Genomic DNA, 16,964 nt, shown 5'->3' on the forward strand with positions numbered 1-16,964 from the left:
TAATGAAAAACGGCAAATTAATTTTTACTACGCAGATTTTAGTCTCATTGTTAATGCTTAGTTTGTTTACGATAGCAAGCCCAATAGCACAGTCTCAAACGCCCCTTAGCAAGGATATGCGCATAGTGAGTGCCGGAGGCAGCGTAACTGAAATTTTATATGCGCTGGGCATGAAACCGCAAATTGTGGCCGCCGATACTAGCAGCATGTATCCGCAAAGTGTGTCGACACTTCCGAAAATAGGTTACTACCGCCAGTTAAGTGTTGAAGGCGTCTTAGCAATGCGCCCCACTCATCTATATGCAGCCCTTGGCGTGGGTCCTGAACAAGTGTTGGCGCAATTGCGTAATGCTGGCGTGAAGGTGCATGTGTTTGAACAAGCGCGCACGGTAACAGGTTTAATTAAGCAAATTCGCGAAATAGGTGAGCATACCAATGCAAGCGAAGAGGCTGAAAGGCTGGTGCTCACTGTTAATAATCAATTAAGCACAATTAAAAAGCTCAGCGCGCACCATCAGCAGCGCGCCGTGTTTTTAATGTCGGCAAGTGAGCGTGGCATTATGGCAGCAGGGCGCAATACCGTACCTAATCTTATTATGGACATTGTCGGACTGCGTAATCCTTATGACAATATTGAAGGTTTTAAGCCCGTGTCTATTGAGTCATTCTTGGCTATTGCGCCTACTCAAGTCCTTATTGCCGCCCACCGCACCGGCGGATTAAGCGCGCAAGAAATGTGTCAGCAGCCCGCGCTTGCGCAGTGGGCGTCTATGCAAGGCTGTAATTTACACATTGTAGACGCCCTACTCTTTTTAGGCCTTACGCCGCGTTTGCCTGAGGCAGTAGCACAGTTCACTAGTATCGTTGAACCATAAAAGCGCAAAGAAGCAAACACCTATGATAACTACCACGCACCTGCAAACAAGTGAAAGAAGCTGATGAAAGCGCGTACCGCAAGTTCAATGTTAGTCAAAAAGCAAATTGCCATTCAACAAAAAGGCTATGTGCCAACCATAATGATGCTTTGCGCTGTTTTACTCGCCGTGGCGTTTATCGCTTTAAACGCAGGTGCGGTTAAAGTGAATATATGGCAGTGGATAGGCAGCGGGTCTGCCAGCCCTTTGCAGCACACTATTTTATGGGACATTCGACTTCCGCGTATTTTAATGACTATGCTAACAGGCGCCGGCTTGGCTATTTGTGGCGCAGTTTTACAAGCCATATGCCGAAACCCATTGGCCGACCCGGGACTTATTGGCGTATCATCAAGCGCAGCACTTTGCGCAGGAGCTGCACTAGCGCTGTTGAGCGTAGTGCAGCTTCCTCCTTTAGCAATGACCTATTTTGTGCCGCTAAGCGCATTCGTGGGCGCAACTCTTTCGCTTATACTACTGCTAAAGATTGCCGATTCAGCACAAGGCATGAATACACTGGTATTAATACTTGCAGGCGTTGCAATTAACGCAGGCGCAATGACGCTGCTAGGCCTTATTCAATACGTAGTAGATGACGCCACACTGCGCCAAATAACCTTTTGGAGTATGGGTAGCTATGCAGGCATTAACTATACTAGCCTAAGTATTACCACTGTTCCTGTGGTGCTAGGCGCGTATTATTTTTGGCAAATTAGGCACCCACTTATGCTAATGAGCTGCAACGAGAAACAAGCTAAATATCAGGGTGTGAATACACGCAAGGTTAAGCTTACCAGTCTGTGGGTAGTGGCGGCTATTGTGGCTGTTTGCGTAAGTTTTACAGGCATTGTAGGCTTTGTAGGCTTGGTGGTGCCGCACATATGCCGAATGTTATTTGGCGCACATTTGCGCATATTGCTGCCCACCAGCATATTGTTTGGCGCGATATTAGTGGCCTTAGCAGACACCCTCGCGCGCACCCTTATTATTCCTGCCGAGATACCGATTGGCCTTATAACCTCTATGGTGGGTGTGCCGTTTTTTCTCTACTTAATTGTGCGTGAAAAAAGGAAGTTCAACTATGTTTAATTTATCTGCAGTCACTGTAGTGGCAGGTCAAAAAACCCTGCTAAACGATGTTAGCTTGGTGTTTGAGAGTAACAGCATTACCGCTATTTTAGGCGCCAACGGTGCAGGCAAATCAACTTTATTTAAGAGTTTACTCGGTGAGTATCCTTTGGATAAAGGCATAATAAAGTTTGATGGCCTATCTTTAGATGAACACCTCCTTAAAGATCTGAGTAAAAAACGCGCCTACATAGCCCAAGCAAAAGCGGGATTTTTTAGTATGCTGGTTTATGAATATTTACAGCTTGCGCGGCTCCAATATAATGAAACCGACGAACAGTCGCAAAATATAGTACTTGAACTTAGTGAGCAGTTTCACGTAACGCACCTACTTATGCGCGATGTAACCCAGCTTTCTGGCGGTGAACTTCAACTTATAGAATTTGTAAGGGCTTACCTACAGCTCTATGAAAGCGACAACATGCATAATAAATGCTTGCTGCTAGATGAACCCGCCAGTGCGCTTGATATTAAACAAACACGCCTGCTGTACGGTCACTTAAAAACGTTTCAGCGCGCGGGTGGCTGCATTATTATTATAGATCATGACATTAATGCCGTGGCTAATTTAGCCACTAACTTAGTCTATATTAGGTTAGGCGAAGTACTAGCAACAGGAGCCAGCAGCGAGCTATTTACCAAAGTACATATAGATGATTGCTTTGATACTAGCGGGCAGATAATTGTACATAAAGCGAATTCCTTACACGAAAATAAAATGTACCACGTATAAGAGTTCACGCAAATTTGATAAACACGCCGAGAGAGTCTATTGTTTAACCCGCTAACCAAAGGAATAAAAACATGCGTCAGAAAAGCTATCATATTCACCAAGCCGCCTTGCTAATGCGCACTCAGCATACGGGTGTGTTATCAACCCATAGTTTGTCTATGCAAGGCTATCCTTTTGGCTCAGTGATGCCTTTTTTAATGACACAAAGCGGCGATTTAATCGTGTATGCCTCAGACATTGCTCAGCATTCGCGTAACATGAAGCAGCACAATAAAGTGAGTTTGTGTGTGTATGATAACCAGCAAAGCGACAGTCAAGCAAGTGCGCGTATTACTATTTTAGGTACCAGCGAAGTTGACGCGGTAAACGCTGAATTACAGGCGCAGTATATGGCTGTTTTTCCTCAAGCAAAAGCCTATGTAGAAGCGCACGACTTTCGCTTTTACATAATTAGCACCCAGCGAGTGCGCTACATAGGCGGCTTTGGGGAAATTTACTGGTTTAGTCAAGACGAATGGCAAAGCCATATGTTTGATTTAGCCAGCAGCGCGCCCGGTGCTATTGAACATATGCATGAAGATCACGGCGATGCCCTCGCCCTGATTGTTGCAAAGCAGCTAAAGCGGCCAATAAGCAAAGACAGTGTGACCATGCTAACGTGCTTTTCTCACGGTTTTCATTACGCCTGCCCGGCCCAAGAAACGAATGCAGATAAAAGCGTGCATGTGGGCTTTATTCCCTTTAGTCAGCCAATCTCAAAAGATCATGGCCTACGTCATGCTATGGTTATATTGACTAAACACGCCAGAACAGACAGTACACCTGAGATACAAAGCGATGATTCAGCAGGGGATAAGGCACAGAACATTCAGCAATTGACGCCAACTACTAAGGTTGTTTAGGATGCAAAGGCACCCACAACAAGGCAAAAATTGAGTATACACCGCATTTCCTTAAAACCCCTTAGTATAAGTAATAGGATTATCAAGATATGAGCGCCAACAATGAGTCGACAAATAATGCAGAAGACCACAGTAATAAAACGCGGATTGAATCAGACAGCATGGGGCCACTTGAAGTCCCTATTAACGCGCTATATGGGGCCCAAACCCAGCGTGCTATCAATAATTTTACGGTCAGCAATTTAACGCTTCCTGAACACTTTATTCGCGCCTTACTGCGCATTAAGCAAAGTGCGGCTTTTACCAACGCAAACTTAGAGTTGATACCCAAAGATATTGGTGACGCCATTAGCAGCGCCGCTAACAAACTCTTAGCAATGCCAGATTTAATGCAGCATTTTCCGGTTGATGTATTTCAAACTGGATCTGGCACCAGCACCAATATGAATGCAAATGAAGTATTAAGCCAGCTTGCTAACCAAAATGAGAACTTGTCGTGCAAGGTAAATCCCAACGATCACGTTAATTTTGGGCAGAGCAGCAACGATGTTATTCCTAGCTGTATTCATGTAAGCGCCGCCATAGCCATTCATCATCAACTGCTGCCAGCGCTTGAACACACGGTAGAAACCATAAAATGCAAAGCCAATTCTTTAGAAGGTATATGTAAAACTGGCAGAACGCATTTAATGGACGCCATGCCTATTACCATGGAACAAATGCTCAGCGGTTGGTCAGCCCAGCTTAAACAGCAAATCACTATGCTTAAACAACTGCAGCCAAGCTTATTTCAGCTAGCGATTGGCGGCACGGCGGTTGGCACCGGTATTAATACGCATCCGCAATTTGCTCAGCGCTTATGTGACAATTTAAGTCAGCAAACCGGCATTTTGTTTAGACCCAATCCAAACTATTTTGCGGCAATAGGCTCGCAAGACATCGCGGTAAATGTGTCGGGTGTATTAAAAGCCATTGCCGTTGCGTTGATGAAAATATCCAACGATCTTAGGTGGATGAATTCGGGCCCACTTGCCGGTTTAGGTGAAATAGCACTGCCGGTGCTACAGCCTGGCTCCTCTATTATGCCGGGTAAGGTTAACCCCGTTGTGCCAGAAGCGTCCGCTATGGCCTGTGCTCAGGTAATCGGAAACGATACAGCAATAACGATCGGTGGACAGTCAGGTAATTTTGAGCTGAACGTGATGCTGCCAATGATTGCGCATAATTTACTGTCGAGCATTTCGCTAATGAGCAATAGCCTGCTAATGCTAGCCGACAAAGCTATTTTAGACTTTAGCGTGAACCGAGATAATTTAAATGAAGCGCTCGATAGAAACCCTATTTTAGTGACCGCGCTTAATCCCATAATTGGCTATGCTAAAGCAGCCGAAATTGCCAAAAAAGCCTATAAAGAGAATCGCCCTGTGGTTGATGTAGCCCAAGAGATGACCGATCTTTCGCGCCAGGAACTACTTGAACTGCTTAATCCATTAAAGCTTACAGCAGGAGGGCTTTAAAGGTGAACAAGCGAAACATTTAGTAATACATCGACATAGGCACAAAGTCTTGGCAAACATTGAGATGTCTTTATTAAAAGTGAGATTGTAACAGGTCCCTATGGTTCAGCAAGTGAGGTGGTGCTTCGCGCCTTAAGGCACTTAGAGGAGCGTCAAATTAAACTGAATTCATTACGGCTTATTTGGCTGACGAAGCAAAAAGTCAAACCCCTCGCATGCAGACAGCTAATGACTCACTTAAATTGTTTTGTGTTAAATGTTAAAAATTAACAATATGTGCTTGACGAAAGAGTAAATACACCCTAATCTTAATGATAACTATTATCATTAAGATTAGGGTGTAAACATGTATCTCTATCAACTCGATTGCTACGAGCGTGCAGTAAGAACGCAGTGCGCTCATCAACAAATTGGTGTTATTAACTGCTACGTAAACTTAGGTATGCAAGCAGCAAAAACCTGCAAAACAGCTGCTGAAGCTAAGAAAACATATTTTAGAATAATAAATACGCTTGAAGAGACCATGTGCGATCCGCTTTTATCTCAACAGTGGCGCAGGCATTGCTTGAGGATGATAAAACGGCTCACGCCTATAATTTTTGAGTTAGTTGGTACTAAGCAGTACAAACAAATTGTGACTAAGATTAATACACTAGCTGCCTATTTTTTACCTCCCAAAAAACAACAGGCGGCGCCTAACTCTGGCTCAGAAAATAAACTGAAACCAGCCCCCCTAGACCAAGCTTGGCGCGCAAAAAAAATTTGCAAAACGCGTAACAGCGTAACAGCGTAAAAAAATGAGCCACAAGCGAACCACCTTATATTGAAAAAAGGAAGGCTATGATGAATGTATCACCCTACCAACCAGTATGGCTTGAATCTTTTTTATGCTATCTTTTGTTTGATTTAGCCATGCTCAGTATCGTAGTGCTTGGTTATTTTGGTATTAAGTTTATTGCTAAAGTTGTGAGTAGAAGCGCTTCAAGTCGATCAAGGTTCCATTAGCGCTTGCATGAGCGGTGCTTTGCTTAAGATCTTGCAGATAATAATTTAAGGAAAATTTACGACGGCATTAATATCAGCAGCAAAGCATATAGACTACAAGTATGACGCCTCTATCACACTCTTGAAGGACTTAATTGCTTGCGTAAATTGGTGTTAATTTTATCGTCAAAACTAAACTATGTAGAACATGGGTTTAACAGTGAAGCTGCTGTTATTTGGGGCTTAACTCAAGCAAACCAACAACTATGGCTAATTGAAAAAGAGATTAAACATTAGCCTCGTAGGCCAATGTTTAAATACCATCTATCTGACTTTATGAGCACTAAAAACGTTTAGAGCCTAACAACACATATTTGATAATTTTTAAAGGAAATAAAATGAAAACAATCGTCAATATTTTCGCGGCATTTTGCTTAACACTTAGTGCAGCAAGTTTTGCATCAGATGACCGCCAATATGATCATTTCCCTGGTCTAAAAGCGCCCACAATGGCTATTGCTTTGTGCAACATTTCTAGATACAACGAGCTACTAGCGCAAATTATACAAAAGGACGAAATAAGCGTTGCTGATATGACAAAAGTACACGAGCTTACCTATACGCTTGAAAATGCTATAGGCAAGCTGTCTGAGGATTTACTTGAAGCTAAAGTCGATTTAGAACAAGTTCACTTGGCGTCTGAAACACTTCAAGTAGCCATTATCAAAAGACATGCTGATTTATATTTAGCCATTACCGATGCTTTTTCTGATAATGACGCGTGTAAAGTGAATTCAAATGAATAGCTGAAGTGTTGTTTAAGGCCCAGACACTCAGGCTGTGCGCTGATTTGGTAAGTGACCAAAAGCTAAGCTAATTGAAAACTCGGATCATACGAGAACTGATTTTTATTTTGTATACAAACAATCTAGAAGCAGCCAACACCCTAACTTAAAAAAGTTAGGGTGTTGGCTGAAAATGCAGTGTTAATTTTAGTGCTTTTTTGTAAGTTTTTCTGAAACTAGTAGATTATAAATGATAGTTGCCTTCACGCTCAGGCTGATAACTGACTTCCAAAATATTAACGACCAAGTCGCCGAGAGCTTCTAAAAGAATTGGCCCAAGGCGCTGGCAAACAATAAAGGCAAAACGGCTGTCGGGCATTGCTGAAATGCTCGTTTTATGTACAAGGCGTCCGCAAATAAGCATTGCCAAAAAATATTGCCATTAGCGCGGGCGCTCTTTCTTCAATAGGATAAGTGTGGGGCGCTTCCAAATACTCTTCAACAATGCCGCGTAGAAAAGCGCTTATCGCCAGTGTCAGCATTTTAGGATCGGCGCTTGAAGAAAGCTGTCCTTTTTCAATTGCCCGTTCAAAGTATTGAGATAGAGCTGCTACCTTTTGTTTTTTAGCTTCATTGTAGCGCTCCCGCGAGTGAGCAAATTCGCCAGAATAGTCACATTTAATTAAAAACAGAGTCACTAACTTTCTTTTTTTCTCATCACGCTGAAGATCGACCAACAAAGAAACACATAAGTGTTGAAGCTGTCCAATGGGGTCGTTACTAGCGTGAGTAAGCCCTTCAAGAATCGCTTGAATAAAAGGCGCATGCAGGCACTCGTGCAGCGCATCAAATATTTGCTGCTTGTTCTCAAAATGCCAGTAAACGGCTCCGCGCGTTACACTGGCACGCTGGGCTATTTTTTCAAGCGAAGATTTGGCCACGCCATATTCATCAAACACCTCAATTGCGGCGTCTAAAATAGCTTGTTTTGTGATTTCTGAATCTGCTTTTGTACGTCTCATTATTGGATTTCACCATACTTCATTGAATAAAATATTTTAGGATTAAGCGATGCTTTTTGCAGGTTCCATCGTGTTCATGCTGAACCTCGATTCAATATTAACCGTTTGTGTTAGCTTTTTAAAAGCGGCGTTATTTAACCAAAGTACTATAAAAACCTGACATAACGACAATCTTAGATTGACAACATACATACATGAATGTATATTTAATCTATACTTTGCAACAGTATTTGTCCAGCTTAATTTTACCTAACGGGTACCGCACGAATGAAACTAACACGCTTTTGTCTTTTACTGTTATCCACTTTACTTGCCGTGTCTGCTTGTAAGGACTCATCAAACACCACGCCAAATTCCACTGTACCAGCAGCCACCGTGTCGGTCATGACTTTATCAAGCCAATCGGTAGAATTTAGCATGACGCTACCAGGCAGAGTAACGCCCTTTAGGCAGTCTCAGGTTCGTCCCCAAGTAGACGGCGTTGTTACCAAAAGGCTGTTTGAAGAAGGCGCGCAAGTAAAACAAGGACAGCAGCTGTATCAAATTGATGATGCTCGCTTTGCCGCGCGTCTTAACAGCGCTCTTGCTGACTTAGAAAGCGTAAAGGCGAATTTAAAAGCAATAAAAGCAAAGTCAGCTCGGTATAAAGACTTAGTATCGCGTAACGCCGTTAGCCAGCAAGAATACGACGATGTTATTGCGCAAACTGCCCAAGCGCAAGCGGCTATTAGCGTTGCCCAAGCCGACATAGCCGTTGCCAAAGTAAACGTAGACTACACCAAGGTGTATGCCCCTATCGACGGTCAAATTAGCCGCTCTTACGTAACTGAGGGCGCCCTTGTTACCACCAACCAAAGCCAACCTTTAGCCACCATTACCCAGCTAAACCCGGTGTATCTTGACATGCAGGAGTCGGGCCGAGCAGTATTAGAGTTACGCGAAGAAATGCGCAAACATTCCTCTTTGCCAGTAACGGTGGTGGTTGATGAAACCAAAGGTAGTATTTACAAACATGTAGGCGAAGTGAAATTTTCAGAAGTAATGGTAGATGAAAGCACCGGATCAATTACGCTGCGCGCTATAGTGCCAAATCCTGACAGTATTTTATTACCGGGCCTGTTTGTTAAAGGCCGCATTAGTACCGGCACAGTTGACGGCATTTTAGTACCCCAGCGCGCAACTATTCGCCAGCCCGACGGCTCGATCACGGTATATATTGTGAATGATAAACAAGTTGTTGAGATGCGCAAAATTGAGCCGCTTCGCACTATTGATAGCAATTACGTGGTAAATGACGGCGTTGAAGCAGGGCAAACCCTTATTGTGGTGGGTTATCAAAAAGTAAAACCCGGCGCGGTGGTGAACACAGTGCCGTGGATAAATGCGCAATCGTCTAACGCGTCTCGTTAATCAGTAATAGGAAGTATATTGTATGGCTAACTTTTTTATCCAACGTCCGGTGTTTGCATGGGTTTTAGCAATCATTACCATGCTTGCAGGTATCTTAGCAATTACCGCTTTGCCTATTGAGCAGTACCCGCAGGTAGCGCCTCCTACGGTCAGTATTAACGCGTTTTATCCGGGTGCTTCGGCCGAGACCGTGCAAAACTCGGTCACGCAGGTGGTAGAGCAAAGCTTAACGGGTATTGATAATTTACGCTACTTTTCGGCTAGCAGCGCCAACAACTCAATGTTAATTACCCTCACATTTGCGCCAGGAACCGACATAGACATTGCGCAGGTGCAAACACAAAACAAAGTGCAGGGCATAATTTCTTTGCTGCCCCAAGAGGTTCAGCAGCAAGGTATTAGCGTCAATAAATCAAACGATACCTTTGCACTTGTGGTGGGTTTGTACTCCACCAACGAAGACGTGACCCAATATGATATAAGTGATTTGCTAGTATCTCAGTTCAAAGATTCCGTCTCACGGGTAGACGGCGTGGGTAACGTCAGGGTATTTGGCGCACAGCGCTCTATGCGCATATGGCTTGAACCTGCAAAATTATACAGCTTTAATCTTACCCCGGTAGATGTACAAAACGCGGTTAAAGTGCAAAATACTGATGTCTCGGCAGGTCAGCTTGGCGGGATGCCGGCGGTGCAAGGTCAGCAAATTAACGCCACTATTCAGGCCCAGTCGCGCTTAAAAACGGTGCAAGATTTTGAAAGCATCGTGCTACGAGTGAATACAGACGGTTCGCAGGTGCGTGTGCGTGACGTGGCGCGAGTAGAGCTAGGCGCTGAATCGTACGACGTACTGGTAAGATATAAACGTAATCCTGCTTCAGGCATGGCGGTGAGTTTAGCCTCAGGGGCCAACGCGCTAGACACAATAAAACGTGTAAAAGCGCGAGTAGATGAGCTGCGAAGCACTCTTCCCGACGGTGTAGAAGTGGTTTACCCGCTAGACTCCTCACCCTTTATAGAGCTGTCGATTAAGTCGGTCGTGCAAACTTTAATAGAAGCCGTGGTGCTAGTGTTTTTAGTCATGCTGCTGTTTTTGCAAAACTGGCGCGCCACGCTTATTCCAACCATCGCGGTGCCGGTGGTATTATTAGGCACATTCGCGGTGCTATTCGCTTTTGGTTTTAGCATAAACGTACTCACTATGTTTGCCATGGTGCTGGCCATAGGCTTATTGGTAGACGATGCCATAGTGGTAGTTGAAAACGTCGAGCGGATCATGGAAGAGGAAGGTTTATCTCCCAAAGATGCGACCATAAAATCGATGAAACAAATTACCAGTGCTTTAGTGGGAATAACCGTGGTGTTGTCTACCGTATTTATCCCTATGGCATTTTTCAGCGGATCGGCAGGCGCTATTTATCGGCAGTTTTCTATTACGATTGTGTCGGCCATGGTGTTTTCAGTATTAGTGGCGATTATACTTTCACCTACCTTGTGCGCCACCTTGCTACAAAAGCACGACCCTGAAAAAGACAAGACCAAAGGCTTCTTTGGCTGGTTTAATCGTAATTTCAATAAAGGCCGCGACGGCTATCAAAAAGCCGCTACTCATATCAGTCAAAGAGTTAAACGCTATATGGCTATTTACGGTGTGCTAGTAGCGGTAATGGTCATTATATTTATGCGTTTGCCCAATGCTTTTTTGCCCAACGAAGACCAAGGCAGCCTGTTAATGCTGCTCACCACGCCACCTGGTTCTACCGTGCAGCGCACCCTAGAGTCGGTTGAGCAGGCAGAAGACTTCTTTTTAGATACCCACAGCGACGCCACCGAGGGGATGTTCTCCGTGGTAGGCTTTAGTTTTGCAGGCCAAGCCCAAAATACCGCAGTAGGTTTTGTACAGTTAAAAGACTGGAGTGAACGCGACGATTCATCCAGCGCGTTTGCCATAAGAGACCAAGCCTATGGTGCGTTTTCACAAATACAAGACGCCCAAGCGTTTCCAATATTACCCCCGCCAATAAGAGAGTTAGGCAACGCCAATGGCTTTGACATGCAGTTGCTCGACAGATCGGGATTAGGCCATGAAGCTCTTATGAATGCGCGTAACCAAGTGCTGGAATTGGCCGCACAAAGTCCAAAGCTTGTAGGTGTGCGTCCTAATGGACTGTCAGATGTACCGCAGTTTAAAATAAATATAGACAGCGAAAAAGCCTCAGCGCTCGGGGTATCCTTAAGCGAGATTAATAGCGCATTGCAAATTGCATGGGGCTCTAGCTACGTAAACGATTTTGTAGATAACGGGCGCATTAAACGCGTTTACATGCAGGCCGATGCCCAGCATAGAATGAACCCAGATGACCTCGACAAGTGGTATGTGCGCAATAAGCAAGGCGACATGGTTGCCTTTAACGCCTTTTCTAGCACACAGTGGTCTTTCGGCTCGCCCAAGCTTGAGCGTTTTAATGGTATTGCTTCCATAAACATACAGGGTAACCCAGCCCCAGGCGTTTCTTCTGGGGAAGCGATTGCAGAAATCGAAAGCATCATTAGTCAGCTGCAGGGCGGGTTTGCGGTAGAGTGGTCAGGGCTGTCTTATGAAGAAAAAGAGGCAGGTGCACAAGCGCCTATGCTTTATGCTATTTCAATTTTAATCATATTTTTATGCCTAGCGGCTTTGTATGAAAGCTGGTCAGTGCCCTTTGCGGTAATATTGGTGGTGCCATTAGGTATATTAGGCGCGGTGCTAGCCGCTTTTGTATTCAAGCTGCCCAACGACGTATATTTACAAGTCGCGTTTTTAACTACGGTGGGGCTTGCTGCCAAAAACTCTATTTTAATAGTGGAGTTTGCTAAAGAACGTTACGAACAAGGTGCGCCGCTGATTGAGTCAGTATCTATTGCGGCTAAACAGCGCTTTAGGCCTATTCTAATGACCTCGATGGCCTTTATTTTAGGCGTAACACCGCTGGCTATTTCAAGCGGAGCGGGCGCGGCATCCCAAAATGCGATAGGAATAACGGTAATGGGCGGCATGTTTGCAGCCACCTTCATCGCTATATTTTTTATTCCCATGTTTTATGTGTTTGTCGAAAAGGTGTTTTCAAAGAAAGCGAGGGAACAAGAATAAGGGCATCTTAGATGTAGATCTTTTTAATTAAGAGCCACAATGATTGTTAACACACACAATATTTGGTAATTTCGGCTCATTGAAAAAAATCCGAACAAAGAACCCTTATATGAAGCTTGCTGCTTTAATAAAGCCAGACCTTAGCCAAGAAATTGAGGCTTTGTACCAAATATTTTTAAAGCAGAATCAACGAGACCAGAGTCTCTTGATCATTTTGTCTGTGATATACAAGCATATTGGTATTTCAAAGCTTCGCCAGCTCACCGATTTCTTGGTGTATACCGGCTTTTTACCCGGGTCAAAAAAAGACTATATTCTAACCGCAGCAGACAAAGACCGCTTGAGTGAAACTGGCCTATTAATCGCTGACTACGAGGGCTTACAGCTAAATAGAACACTCACCAACCGCTTAATGAGTGAAATTGACAGACTCCCCTGTTTACTTGAATTAAATGGAGCGGATAAAATGTTAGAGGTTTTACACGCGGGCGAGCATGTTACGCCAGTGATAAACGCCCACATTCATCACAATCAAACAGCTAATGAACAGCGCTACATTCGCGACCTTTTTTTTCTAAAACAAAACGACGCGCTTAACGCGGCCCTAGCGTTTAATAAAAACCCGCAGCAGATTGATCACGCTACCAATCTCATTCTAGTAGAGCTGTTGTTTGTGCCCTTTGTGCTAGACAGCTTTTTGCAACTGCCTAAAACAATGCAGTATCAAAGCTTTGCCACACTTATCAGAACCTTTCAAATACAAGGCCAGCGCCTTGACTACCCTGTATCGTTATTAGAGCAGGTTTGCGCCACTCATCCTGATAAAACTAGCGACTCATTTAACGCCGATTGCCATCATTTATTAGCCGAGCAATATTTGTATCAACTACGCTTTGCAGACTTTGAGCGCATTGCGCTCCTTGATGATGCAAGCAGCTATGGCTTTCAGCTACAGGGTGCTTACTGCTTTTTGAAGGGAGAGAACCAGCAGGCACTGGATTATTTTGAAAAGGCAATAGCGGCTAAAAACAAACTGGCTAAACGAAAAAACCCATATCTGAACGAACTGCTTGGTTATTTTTACAAACTAGCGTTAATGACGCAGGCAAATAGAACCGATCCGAGCCTTTTTTCAAAGGCGCTTTCGCAAATTGATTTTGAGGAAAACGATCGCAATGTCAACAGCGATTTCTCTCACCTAGGCATGAGCATCGGTAAACCTATAGCGTGCTTAATGAATGGGCGGGAATACGACCTACCGATTAAATATGCGTGTATCGAGCAAAGCGCTGATTACTTTTCTCATCAGCTTAGCTATCTTAATCATTTACTCGCGCAGGTTTGGTGTAATCAAAGTAAAGACGCTCAGCATAAAAAAATGGCACTGCAGTATAAGCATAATTTTGAGCAGCTTAATTACCCTTTATTTGCGCACATATGCGAGCAGCTTTGGGCACGTTTTAGCGACAGTAAAGTTGTTGGCATAGGGCGATTAGTAGACTTCACAACGCTCATTGAAAGTAAATCAAAGTGGGATTTAGCCTTAGATGCATTAATTGCGCTTAATCCAAAAACAGAAAACAGCTCGACAAGAGTAAAGGAGGCGCCAGCTAAACCGGTACGCCTAATCTGGGAACTGACCAAAGGCTACGGCAATGGCCTGCAGGCGCGCGAACAGAAATTGAATAAAAATGGCTGGAGTAAGGGCCGCATAATTTCATTAAAGCGTTTGAAAAAAGAAGTCGATTTATTTGACTACTTCAGCGACAGCGACAAAGTAATTTGCAGAGCCATAAGCGTACATCAGGGCTGGGGCTATTATTCAAAAACCGAATATTCACTACAAGGCTTATATGCGCTAAAGGCCGCGGTGGGTATAGACAACCTATATGCCAGTGACGATTTAAGCCTGCCCATTGAAATTATTCAAAAAGAACCCGAGCTTTTGGTTAGCCAGCAGGGCGACCAGCTTTGCTTAAGCATTGCCGATTTGTCGCACGATATCGATGACTATGAAAATTACCAAGGCAAGCCTGCGTATAACTTTAAGCAAATTACAGACACGCAATATCAACTAACGGTGTTTTCAAACGACCACATTAAGGTGGCAAACATCATTGGTGAAGGCGGCTTGCTTATACCCATGAGTGCTAAACAAAAAGCACTTGACGGTATTTCGGCTATTGCCCCATTTTTGAATATTCAATCAGATATTAGCGAGCTTGACACCGGCTTAGAAACCCACCCATGCGATCCACATTTAGTGGTTAATATTCAACCCAATCAAAGCGGCCTTGCGTTTACCTGTGTGGTCATGCCCTTTGGCGAAGACGGGCCGGCGTTCAAACCTGCGACAGGCAGTGCCAGCTTAAGCACCGAATTAAACGGCAAACGCATTGCTACCCAGCGCGACCTGCTGCGCGAAGAAAGCCTAATGGACGCGCTTGATCAGGCCTGCCCCGCCTTCTTAAATATGCCCGATAACGTTTTATTACTAGATGACCTACAAAGCTCGCTAGGTGCTTTAGAAGAATTAGAAGCGGCCAGCCTAGGCAAGACCTTTGAGCTGCAGTTGCGCTGGCCAAAAGGCAAAAAAATAAGCCTCTCAAAAAAGCTAGACAGCTCTCATCTGCAGCTTTCAATGGCTAAAAAAAGCGAATGGTTTGATATAAGCGGCGATCTGCAGGTAAGCAATGAGATGGTTATTGACCTGCGTAAACTGCTTGAACTGGTAAAAACCAGTAACGGGCGCTTTATTGAACTTGATTCGCAGCAGGTACTTGCATTGTCGAGCGATTTACGCCAAAAGCTTGAACAGATTAACCAGCTTACCGATAACGGGAAATTTCACCCTTTAGCCAGCCTGCAGATGGAGGAAGCAACCGCCGGCATGCGCATGAAAACCATTCACGCATGGGATCAGCAAAGCAAAAAAATGCATGAAGCTAACACCATTAAGCCCAAAATCCCGTCTACTTTTCAAGCGCAGCTGCGCGACTATCAGCTAGTTGGCTTTGACTGGGCCTCGCGCTTGGCGCATTGGGGTGCAGGTGCGTGTCTAGCCGACGACATGGGCTTAGGAAAAACTCTTCAAGCGCTGGCGGTTCTGCTAGCGCGCGCCAACAAAGGGCCAAGTTTAGTGATTGCGCCCACCTCTGTTTGCTTTAACTGGCAGCAAGAGGCGTGTAAGTTTACGCCCACCTTAAATATCCGATTATTTGCTGATTCAAACACCACGCTTCAACGTGAAGAATTACTCAGCCAGCTTGGCCCATTTGACTGCGTGATAATAAGCTACGGACTGCTGCAGCGAGAAAGTGACATACTCAAAGAAGTGCAGTGGCACACCATAATAGCTGATGAAGCCCAAGCCATTAAGAATCCCTTAGCCAAACGCACAAAAGCCGCATATGCCTTAAAAGGCGACTTCAAAATGATTACCACCGGCACGCCCATTGAGAATGATTTAACCGAGTTATGGAGCCTCTTTCGCTTTATCAACCCCGGCTTACTGGGCAATGTTAAGCGCTTTGGCACGCGGTTTTCACTGCCAATTGAAAACGCAAAAGAAAAACCGCTTGAAGCACGCAAGGCTAGCCAAGGTTTAAAGGCGCTTATTCAGCCATTTATGCTGCGCCGTATGAAAAATCAGGTACTGACAGAATTGCCTTCTCGCACCGAAATTAACATTCCCGTTAAAATGAGTGATAAAGAGCAGGCTTTTTACGAAGCGCTGCGCCTGAATGCCATAGACAATATTAGCCAAGGTGGCCAAACAAGCAAGCCCGGCGAACAACGAATAAGAATGCTGGCCGAGTTAGTCAAACTTCGCCAGGCCTGCTGTAATCCCAAACTAGTTATGGCTGAAACCGACATACCCAGCGCAAAACTAGCTGCACTTGATGAACTACTCACAGAGCTTAAACTTAATAATCACAAGGCGCTTATATTTAGCCAATTTGTAGGGCACTTAAAACTGATAAAGCAGCATATTGAATCTAAAGGATTGAGCTACCAGTATTTAGACGGTTCTACCCCACAAAAAGACCGGCAAAAGCATGTAAACGCTTTTCAAAATGGCGAAGGTGATGTGTTTTTAATCAGTTTAAAAGCGGGCGGTTCAGGTTTAAATTTAACCGCTGCGGACTATGTTATCCATATGGATCCGTGGTGGAACCCGGCGGTAGAAAACCAAGCTTCAGATAGGGCTCACCGCATGGGGCAAAAACGTCCTGTTACTATTTACAGGCTCATCACTCAAAATACGATTGAGGAAAAAATTGTGGCACTGCACCAGCACAAGCGTGACCTAGCGGATAAGTTGCTGTCGGGCAATGAAGCGCTTACCAAACTGTCGGTAGATGATATGCTGAATTTATTAAAAGAAACGTTTTAAAAGCAAAGATTCCTTTCGTCAGATGAATAAATTCGATATTAAA

14 protein-coding genes are annotated in these 16,964 nt (G+C 44.4%); 11 read left to right on the forward strand and 3 right to left on the reverse strand.

Annotated features, from left to right (window positions below):
• The first annotated feature begins 2 nt into the window (after positions 1-2).
• The 8 genes from GPUN_RS08415 to GPUN_RS08445 all read left to right on the forward strand — a co-directional run bounded on the left by GPUN_RS08415 (position 3) and on the right by GPUN_RS08445 (position 6,984).
• Entirely contained in the window at positions 3-875 is an 873-nt protein-coding gene (locus GPUN_RS08415) for a heme/hemin ABC transporter substrate-binding protein (RefSeq protein ID WP_006005571.1), read from the forward strand.
• Positions 876-938: 63 nt separating this feature from the next.
• Positions 939-2,003 carry a FecCD family ABC transporter permease gene (locus tag GPUN_RS08420; protein WP_006005573.1) on the forward strand — a complete coding sequence of 355 codons (1,065 nt, stop codon included), beginning with the start codon at positions 939-941 and terminating at the stop codon, positions 2,001-2,003.
• The gene (locus tag GPUN_RS08425) at positions 1,996-2,775 is read left to right on the forward strand and encodes an ABC transporter ATP-binding protein (RefSeq protein ID WP_006005575.1); all 780 of its coding nucleotides are present in this window, start codon (positions 1,996-1,998) and stop codon (positions 2,773-2,775) included. Before GPUN_RS08420 ends, GPUN_RS08425 begins: the two co-directional genes overlap by 8 nt.
• Before the next feature lie 71 nt (positions 2,776-2,846).
• On the forward strand, positions 2,847-3,677 hold the full coding sequence (locus tag GPUN_RS08430; RefSeq protein WP_006005577.1) for a HugZ family pyridoxamine 5'-phosphate oxidase: 831 nt from the start codon (positions 2,847-2,849) through the stop codon (positions 3,675-3,677).
• A gap of 89 nt (positions 3,678-3,766) precedes the next feature.
• On the forward strand, positions 3,767-5,194 hold the full coding sequence (locus GPUN_RS08435) for a class II fumarate hydratase (protein WP_006005578.1): 1,428 nt from the start codon (positions 3,767-3,769) through the stop codon (positions 5,192-5,194).
• Positions 5,195-5,266: 72 nt separating this feature from the next.
• The gene (locus GPUN_RS13965) at positions 5,267-5,464 is read left to right on the forward strand and encodes a type II toxin-antitoxin system ParD family antitoxin (RefSeq protein WP_081483933.1); all 198 of its coding nucleotides are present in this window, start codon (positions 5,267-5,269) and stop codon (positions 5,462-5,464) included.
• 76 nt (positions 5,465-5,540) lie between these two features.
• Positions 5,541-5,987, forward strand: coding sequence for a hypothetical protein (locus tag GPUN_RS13715; protein ID WP_006005582.1), 447 nt, complete (start codon positions 5,541-5,543; stop codon positions 5,985-5,987).
• 589 nt (positions 5,988-6,576) lie between these two features.
• Entirely contained in the window at positions 6,577-6,984 is a 408-nt protein-coding gene (locus GPUN_RS08445; protein WP_006005587.1) for a DUF6746 family protein, read from the forward strand.
• 223 nt (positions 6,985-7,207) lie between these two features.
• Here the strand turns inward: GPUN_RS08445 and GPUN_RS14735 are convergent, their stop codons facing one another.
• The 3 genes from GPUN_RS14735 to GPUN_RS14645 all read right to left on the reverse strand — a co-directional run bounded on the left by GPUN_RS14735 (position 7,208) and on the right by GPUN_RS14645 (position 8,404).
• Entirely contained in the window at positions 7,208-7,342 is a 135-nt protein-coding gene (locus tag GPUN_RS14735) for a hypothetical protein (protein WP_006005589.1), read from the reverse strand.
• Between the two features lie 16 nt (positions 7,343-7,358).
• Positions 7,359-7,985, reverse strand: coding sequence for a TetR family transcriptional regulator (locus GPUN_RS08450; protein WP_006005590.1), 627 nt, complete (start codon positions 7,983-7,985; stop codon positions 7,359-7,361).
• Between the two features lie 245 nt (positions 7,986-8,230).
• A complete protein-coding gene (locus GPUN_RS14645; RefSeq protein WP_006005592.1) occupies positions 8,231-8,404 on the reverse strand; it encodes a hypothetical protein in 174 nt (57 codons plus the stop codon).
• Between GPUN_RS14645 and GPUN_RS08455 the strand changes: the two genes are divergently transcribed.
• The 3 genes from GPUN_RS08455 (at position 8,403) to GPUN_RS08465 (ending at position 16,921) form a co-directional block, all read left to right on the forward strand.
• Positions 8,403-9,395: an efflux RND transporter periplasmic adaptor subunit gene (locus GPUN_RS08455; protein ID WP_006005594.1), complete on the forward strand. Its 993-nt coding sequence runs from the start codon at positions 8,403-8,405 to the stop codon at positions 9,393-9,395. The two genes, GPUN_RS14645 and GPUN_RS08455, sit on opposite strands and share 2 nt — an antisense overlap.
• Before the next feature lie 22 nt (positions 9,396-9,417).
• Positions 9,418-12,525 carry an efflux RND transporter permease subunit gene (locus tag GPUN_RS08460; RefSeq protein ID WP_006005598.1) on the forward strand — a complete coding sequence of 1,036 codons (3,108 nt, stop codon included), beginning with the start codon at positions 9,418-9,420 and terminating at the stop codon, positions 12,523-12,525.
• Positions 12,526-12,634: 109 nt separating this feature from the next.
• Positions 12,635-16,921 (forward strand): DEAD/DEAH box helicase, encoded by a 4,287-nt coding sequence (locus tag GPUN_RS08465; protein WP_006005599.1) that lies wholly within the window; start codon positions 12,635-12,637, stop codon positions 16,919-16,921.
• Positions 16,922-16,964: the final 43 nt, after the last annotated feature.

Source organism: Glaciecola punicea ACAM 611 (assembly GCF_000252165.1).
Classification (GTDB): Bacteria; Pseudomonadota; Gammaproteobacteria; order Enterobacterales; family Alteromonadaceae; genus Glaciecola; species Glaciecola punicea.